The 6,428-nt window shown below is 67.1% G+C and carries 6 protein-coding genes; 2 read left to right on the top strand and 4 right to left on the bottom strand.

What is annotated here, in order from left to right:
• Positions 1 to 668: TSCPD domain-containing protein (locus GT007_RS21910; protein ID WP_457852350.1), on the top strand; the 668-nt coding region annotated here is incomplete at its 5' end.
• Between the two features lie 248 nt (positions 669 to 916).
• On the opposite strand, the gene GT007_RS21905 is transcribed toward GT007_RS21910, so the two are convergent.
• The 4 genes from GT007_RS21905 to GT007_RS21890 form a co-directional block, all read right to left on the bottom strand.
• Positions 917 to 1,267, bottom strand: a complete 351-nt coding sequence (locus GT007_RS21905) for a carboxymuconolactone decarboxylase family protein (protein ID WP_160123799.1) — start codon at positions 1,265 to 1,267, stop codon at positions 917 to 919.
• 74 nt (positions 1,268 to 1,341) lie between these two features.
• Entirely contained in the window at positions 1,342 to 3,717 is a 2,376-nt protein-coding gene (gene clpA, locus GT007_RS21900; protein WP_160123798.1) for an ATP-dependent Clp protease ATP-binding subunit ClpA, read from the bottom strand.
• Positions 3,718 to 3,824: 107 nt separating this feature from the next.
• Positions 3,825 to 4,172, bottom strand: coding sequence for an ATP-dependent Clp protease adapter ClpS (clpS, locus tag GT007_RS21895; RefSeq protein WP_160123797.1), 348 nt, complete (start codon positions 4,170 to 4,172; stop codon positions 3,825 to 3,827).
• Positions 4,173 to 4,456: 284 nt separating this feature from the next.
• Positions 4,457 to 4,978 (bottom strand): phasin family protein, encoded by a 522-nt coding sequence (locus GT007_RS21890; protein ID WP_160123796.1) that lies wholly within the window; start codon positions 4,976 to 4,978, stop codon positions 4,457 to 4,459.
• Positions 4,979 to 5,485: 507 nt separating this feature from the next.
• Here GT007_RS21890 and GT007_RS21885 point away from each other — a divergent pair.
• Positions 5,486 to 6,428, top strand: a 943-nt coding sequence (locus GT007_RS21885) for a D-alanyl-D-alanine carboxypeptidase family protein (protein ID WP_236571805.1), incomplete at its 3' end; no start/stop codon positions are given.

Below are 6,428 nucleotides of genomic sequence, written 5' to 3'. Positions count from 1 at the left end.
CCGCCCAGCGCGCGCCGCAGCGCGTGGGCCAGGTGCTGGCCCCGGTGACGGACGCCGCCCGCCGCGCCATGGCCGATGCCGTGCTGCCCTTCCTGCACGCCGCCCCGCCCGCCCCCGTGGCGCTGCCCGCCCCCGCCCGCGCCCATGTGGAACGCCCGGCCGAACGCGGGCTGATGGCGCATCCGCGCTCCGCCGGCGGGAATTTCTACGCCATTGTCGGCGGCCACCGCGTGGCCATGCGCACCGCCGAGGACAGCGAAGGCAAGCTGCGCGAAATCGCCTTCACCCTGGCCAAGGAAGGTGCCGCCTATCGCAGCCTGATGGACGCCTTCGCGCAGTCCGTCTCCATCGGCCTGTCGGCCGGGCTGCCGCTGGAACAGTTCATCGACGCGTTCTCCTACACGCGGTTCGGGCCCTCGGGCGTGGTGGAAGGGGATGCGGACATCACCCGCGCCACCTCCGTGCTGGACTGGGCGTTCCGGCGGCTGGCGATCGAATACCTGGGCCGCAAGGACCTGCCGCAGCCCTCGGATGAGGATTGCGCGCCCGACAGCATCTCCAGCGCGCCACAACAGGCCCCGCTGCTGCCGCTGGATCTGCCGACACAGACAGCGCCGGATGACAGCAGCGCCAAGGCACGGCGGCGGGCGTTCAGGGTGGTGGCGTAACGAGGGGCGAAAGGACCGAGGGGCTCTGCCCCTCGGGCTCCCCGCCAGGAGCCGAAAGGCCCCTGCACCCCAGGAGTTTGGCGCCGATCCTGCCAGGGTGTTTCTGATTGATATTAATAATGAAAATGGCGCCGTACCTGGCAAGGTAAGGCGCCAAACTCATGGGTTCAAAGGGTTGCTACAACCCTTTGCGGGGTGGTCAGGGGCGGCGCCCCTGACTGGGGGCTCGGGGGCAAAGCCCCCGCCCGCTACGTCCCCGCCTTATCCATCGCTTCCATCACATGCAGCGAGTAGGTCAGCGCCGCCCCCGCGTTCAGGGCGATGGCGACCCCCAGGGCTTCCGCCACTTCTTCCTTCGTCGCCCCGGCCGCCCGGGCCTTGCGGGCGTGGGCGTCGATGCAGCCCTGGCAGCGGGTGGTGACGGCGACCGCCAGGGCGATCATCTCCCGCGTCTTGGCATCCAGGTGCTGGGTGGTGCTGGCGCCGCGCGACAGGGCCTGGAAGCCTTTCATCGCCTCCGGGGCGGCGGCGGCGAAGGCCTTGCCCTGTTCGCGCAGGGCGGCGTTGTAGTTGTTCCAGTCTTCGATCTGGGCCGTCATGATTCTGGTTCTCCCGTCATAAAAAAAAGCACCGGGACCTTGCGGCCTCGGTGCCCTGATGGAAAGGCGCGGGGTCAGCCCGCGGTTTCGGGGGTGCGCTCGGGTTCGCCGTCACCCTCGCCTTCCGGCTTGGGCAGGGCGGCGACGGGCGGCTCGATGTACTCGAAGCTCAGCTCGCCGTCCTTCAGCCCCACCTTCACCGCGCCGCCCTTCACCAGCTTGCCGAACAGCAGTTCCTCGGCCAGCGGCTTCTTGACGTATTCCTGGATGACGCGGGCCAGCGGGCGCGCGCCATAGGCGGGGTCGTAGCCCTTCTCGGCCAGCCATTCCTTGGCGGCGGAGGACAGCTCGATGGTGACGTTGCGGTCCGCCAGCTGGGCTTCCAGCTGCATCACGAACTTCTCCACCACATTGCCCACGATCTCCGGCGACAGGCCGCTGAAGGGGATCACGGCATCCAGGCGGTTGCGGAATTCGGGGGTGAACATGCGCTTCACCGCATCCTCATCCTCGCCCTGCCGCGCTTCCCGGCCGAAGCCCAGCGCGGGCTTGGCCATGTCGGCGGCACCCGCGTTCGTGGTCATGATCAGGATCACGTTGCGGAAATCGACGGTCTTGCCGTTGTGGTCCGTCAGTTTCCCGTGGTCCATCACCTGCAGCAGGATGGCGTAGAGGTCCTGGTGGGCCTTCTCGATTTCATCCAGCAGCAGCACGCAATGGGGGTGCTGGTCCACGCCGTCGGTCAGCAGCCCGCCCTGGTCGAAGCCGACATAGCCCGGGGGCGCGCCGATGAGGCGCGAGACCGAGTGCCGCTCCATGTACTCCGACATGTCGAAGCGCAGGATCTCGATGCCCAGCGTCTTGGCCAGCTGGCGGGCGACCTCCGTCTTGCCGACGCCGGTGGGGCCGGAGAACAGGTAGTTGCCGATCGGCTTTTCCGGGTCACGCAGGCCGGCGCGGGAGAGCTTGATCGCGGCGGCCAGCGCCGTGATCGCCTTGTCCTGGCCGAAGACCATGGATTTCAGGTCGCGCTCCAGGTTCTTCAGCGCTTCCTTGTCGTCCGTGCTGACGGATTTGGGCGGGATGCGCGCGATCTTGGCGACCGTGTCCTCCACGTCCTTCAGCGTCACGGTCTTCCGGCGCTTGTTCTCCGGCAACAGCATGCGGCTGGCGCCGACCTCGTCGATCACGTCGATCGCCTTGTCGGGCAGCTTGCGGTCATGGATGTACTTGGCCGACAGCTCGACCGCGGCGCGGATGGCCTCGGGCGTGTAGCGGACCTTGTGGTGCTTCTCGTAGTTGGTCTTCAGGCCGGTGAGGATCTTCACCGTGTCCTCGACCGTGGGCTCGTTCACGTCGATCTTCTGGAAGCGCCGCACCAGGGCGCGGTCCTTCTCGAAGTGCTGGCGGTATTCCTTGTAGGTGGTCGAGCCGATGCAGCGCAGCGTGCCCTGGGCGAGGGCCGGCTTCAGCAGGTTGGACGCATCCATCGCGCCGCCGCTGGTCGCGCCCGCGCCGATCACCGTGTGGATCTCGTCGATGAACAGCACCGCGCCGGGGTGGTTCTCCAGCTCAGTCACCACGGCCTTCAGCCGTTCCTCGAAGTCACCGCGATAGCGCGTGCCTGCCAGCAGGCTGCCCATGTCCAGCGAGAAGATGGTGGACTTCAGCAGCACCTCGGGCACGTCGCCCTCGATGATGCGCTTGGCCAGGCCCTCGGCGATGGCGGTCTTGCCCACGCCCGGGTCGCCCACATACAGCGGGTTGTTCTTGGTGCGGCGGCACAGGATCTGGATCGTGCGCTCGATTTCCTGGTCGCGCCCGATCAGCGGGTCGATCTTGCCCTGCTGCGCCTTCTTGTTGAGGTTGACGCAATAGGTCGAGAGGGCGTCCTGCCCGGCATTCTTGCCGCGCGGCTTTTCCTCACGCGATTCGCCTTCGCCTTCCTCACGCGGGGTGCCGTTGTTGGCCGTGGGGGGCGTGGAGCCCTGCACGTTGCGCGGCACGGAGCGGCCAGGCGCCTTGGCGATGCCGTGGCTGATGAAGTTCACGGCATCCAGGCGCGTCATGTCCTGCAATTGCAGGAAATAGACGGCGTGGGATTCGCGTTCGCTGAACAGCGCGACGAGCACATTGGCGCCCGTCACCTCATCCCGGCCGGAGGACTGCACATGGATGGCGGCGCGCTGGACGACGCGCTGGAAGCCGGCGGTGGGCTTGGGGTCACCGGCGCGTTCGGTGACGAGGCCGGCCAGATCCTTGTCCAGGAATTCGGTCAGGTCACGCTTCAGCTTGTCCACATCCACGCCGCAGGCCCGCAGCACGGTCACCGCTTCCGCGTCGTCGCCGAGCGCGAGCAGCAGGTGTTCGAGGGTCGCGTATTCGTGCCGGCGGTCGTTCGCCAGCCCCAGGGCGCGGTGGAGCGTCTGTTCCAGGTTACGAGACAGCATGGTCAACGCTCCTTTGTCATCTCAGGGACAAAACCCCGTTCAAGGGTGGCAGTTGGGGTGCCTCCCACCATTCGTCAAAATCTTGACAAACGGCATCACCGAACGGGTCACTCCTTTTCGATCGTGCACTGCAGAGGATGCTGGTTCTGGCGGGCCAGGTCCATCACTTGTGTCACCTTTGTTTCGGCGACCTCATAGGTGAAGACCCCGCACACCCCCACACCGCGGCGATGGACGTGCAGCATGATGCGCGTCGCCTCGTCGCGGTTCTTCTGGAAAAAGCGTTCCAGCACGTGCACGACGAACTCCATGGGCGTGTAGTCGTCGTTCAGCATCAAGACCTTGTACATCGCGGGCTTCTTGGTCTTGGGCCGCGGCTTAGCGACTACCGTCGTGCTGGGGCCACCGGGGGGAGCCCCGCTGGTGCCGCCATTCTGATCCTTCTCGTCGCTCATCCGTGTCATGCCCATAACGCTATCATGCCCAAAATGTCTGGCCCCGCGCCACAGGCGCGAACCGCAAGCCCAAGCCCTCGGGGGATTCCCTTCGCGGCTGCGGCGCGGACAGGATATCGGGTCTGTGCGGCCGGAGTGAAGGGTATCCGTCATTGACGGCTAAAGAATGGTGTAACGGCGTGTACCGCCGCACCAAAAGACGCCTGAAAAAGATTAGGGCCCGGCCAGCGGTGAAAACCGCCGGCCGGGCCCCGATTCAGCCAGGGAAGTAGAGGAGGCTGGGATCAGGCCGCGATCGGCTTGGAGAACTTCTCGACCGCGAGGGTGAAGCGGGCGGTCAGCGGGGCGAAGCTGCCCTCGGCCAGCTTCACGGAGGCCTCATGCAGGGCCTTCATGTCGGCGACCGACTTCTCGAAGGTGGTGCGGAACAGGTTGCTCTGCAGGTCCGTGATGTCCTTCAGGGACTTCGCGGAGGACAGGGCCTTCACGCCTTCGATCGTCTGCTCGGACAGGGACTGCGCGGAGGCGATCGCCTGGCGGGACAGGTCCTGCACGCCGGTGAAGTACAGCTGGGCGGCCTGGGTCAGGGCCTCCACGTTGCCGCGGCTGAACTCGGCGGCTTCCTCGCCGGCCTTCACGAAGTCGGCGGCGGCCTTCTGGGCCTGCTCGACGGACTTCTCGATGGCGGCGCGGGCCTGCACGGTGCCGTCGGCGAACAGCTTCTGGGCCTGGGCGGTGGTGGCGGCGGCGGCGTCGGTGACGGTCTTGGTCACGTCGGCGGCGGGCTTCTTGGTGGTGGCGCTCATAGCGGGCTCCTGTGCCCGGAATGGCCGGGCTGGTTGATTCGGGGTGCCCCGGGGGAGGGGCTGGGCTGACGGCGAACTATATGCCGAGACATAGTGCACTGCATGGTATAAAATTCAACGCACCTGCCGCAAGCTTTTTGTGCGCTGCAACATGACTGTGATCTAGGCGGATGCCGCGCCGATTGCAAGCAAAATTGTGCAGCGCACAAAAAATCCCATGCGCGTGATGCGCCGTGGGAGCCAAGCTGAACAAACCCTTGAACTTGGCCGACAAAAATAAGGCAGCCTGAGGTGGACATTTCCATGCGCCTGCCGCTACCCTGAAAGGGTGACGCGCCGCGGGGGTGGCGCGCCACCGTTCCGCCCGCTCAACCGGGGTCCGGGGCGTCTTCGGGGGTGGTCTGGCGCCGGGGGGTGCCATGCCAGGATGGCTGGGGGATGATCGGGATGACGGCTGCGCGAATGGTGGCGGGACAACGGAAGCTTGCGCGATGGGCATCCGGGCTGGTGGCGGCCTGTGCCCTGCTGGTCTGCCAGGCGGCGCAGGCCAATATCCAGAACCGGCTGAACTATTCCTCCGTCGTGCTGGACGCGCGGGGCAATGTCATCTCCGCCGCCAATCCCGATGAGCCGCGCTTCCCGGCCAGCCTGACCAAGATGATGACGCTGTATATGTTGTTCGAGGCGATGCGCGACGGCCGCGTGCGCCCGGAAACGCGCATCGCGATGTCGGCCGAGGCGTCCTCCCGCCCGCCTTCCAAGCTGGGCGTGCCCGCCGGCTATTCGCTGGAGCTGGAGGACGCGATCCTGGCCGTCGTCACGCGCTCGGCCAATGACGTCGCCACCGCGATCGGCGAGCATCTGGGCGGCAGCGAGGACCGCTTCGCGCAGATGATGACGCAGCGCGCCCGCAGCCTGGGCATGACACGCACGACCTTCCGCAATGCCTCCGGCCTGCCGGACCCGGAACAGACCACCACGGCGCGGGACATGGCCACGCTCGGCCGCCGCCTGATGGAGGATTTCCCGACCCAGTACCGCTATTTCGCCACCACCCAGTTCCGCTGGAACAACCGGCCGATCCACAACCACAACCACATGCTGTCCAGCTATGACGGCGTGGACGGGATCAAGACCGGCTACACGCGCCTCAGCGGCTTCAACATCGTCACCGCCGCACGGCGGGATGGCGTGCGGCTGGTGGGTGCCGTGATGGGCGGCGGCAGCTGGATCGAGCGCGATCGCCACATGGCGGAGCTGCTGGACGACGCCTTCGCGCGGTCCGGCGTGGCGCGCCGGCCCAACAGCTATGACGCGCTGGCGACCAACCGGGGCAACATGCGCCCGGCCGAGCCCGCCGTGGCCGCCCGCCCGGCGGCCCATACCCTGGCCCGCACCGGCCGCGCGCCGCAGCCGGTGGTGGCCCAGGGCAGCGCCCCGCCCACCCGCG

The organism is Rhodovarius lipocyclicus (assembly GCF_009900765.1).
Classification (GTDB): domain Bacteria; phylum Pseudomonadota; class Alphaproteobacteria; order Acetobacterales; family Acetobacteraceae; genus Rhodovarius; species Rhodovarius lipocyclicus.
The sequence above is the reverse complement of the archived record's forward strand: the minus strand, read 5'-3'. Positions and strand labels throughout refer to the sequence as shown.

Bases quoted from the DNA above. Each gene is read 5' to 3' on its own strand.
- GT007_RS21905 (WP_160123799.1), bottom strand. From the start codon at position 1,267: ATGACGGCCCAGATCGAAGACTGGAACAACTACAACGCCGCCCTGCGC.
- clpA (WP_160123798.1), bottom strand. From the start codon at position 3,717: ATGCTGTCTCGTAACCTGGAACAGACGCTCCACCGCGCCCTGGGGCTG.
- clpS (WP_160123797.1), bottom strand. From the start codon at position 4,172: ATGAGCGACGAGAAGGATCAGAATGGCGGCACCAGCGGGGCTCCCCCC.
- GT007_RS21890 (WP_160123796.1), bottom strand. From the start codon at position 4,978: ATGAGCGCCACCACCAAGAAGCCCGCCGCCGACGTGACCAAGACCGTC.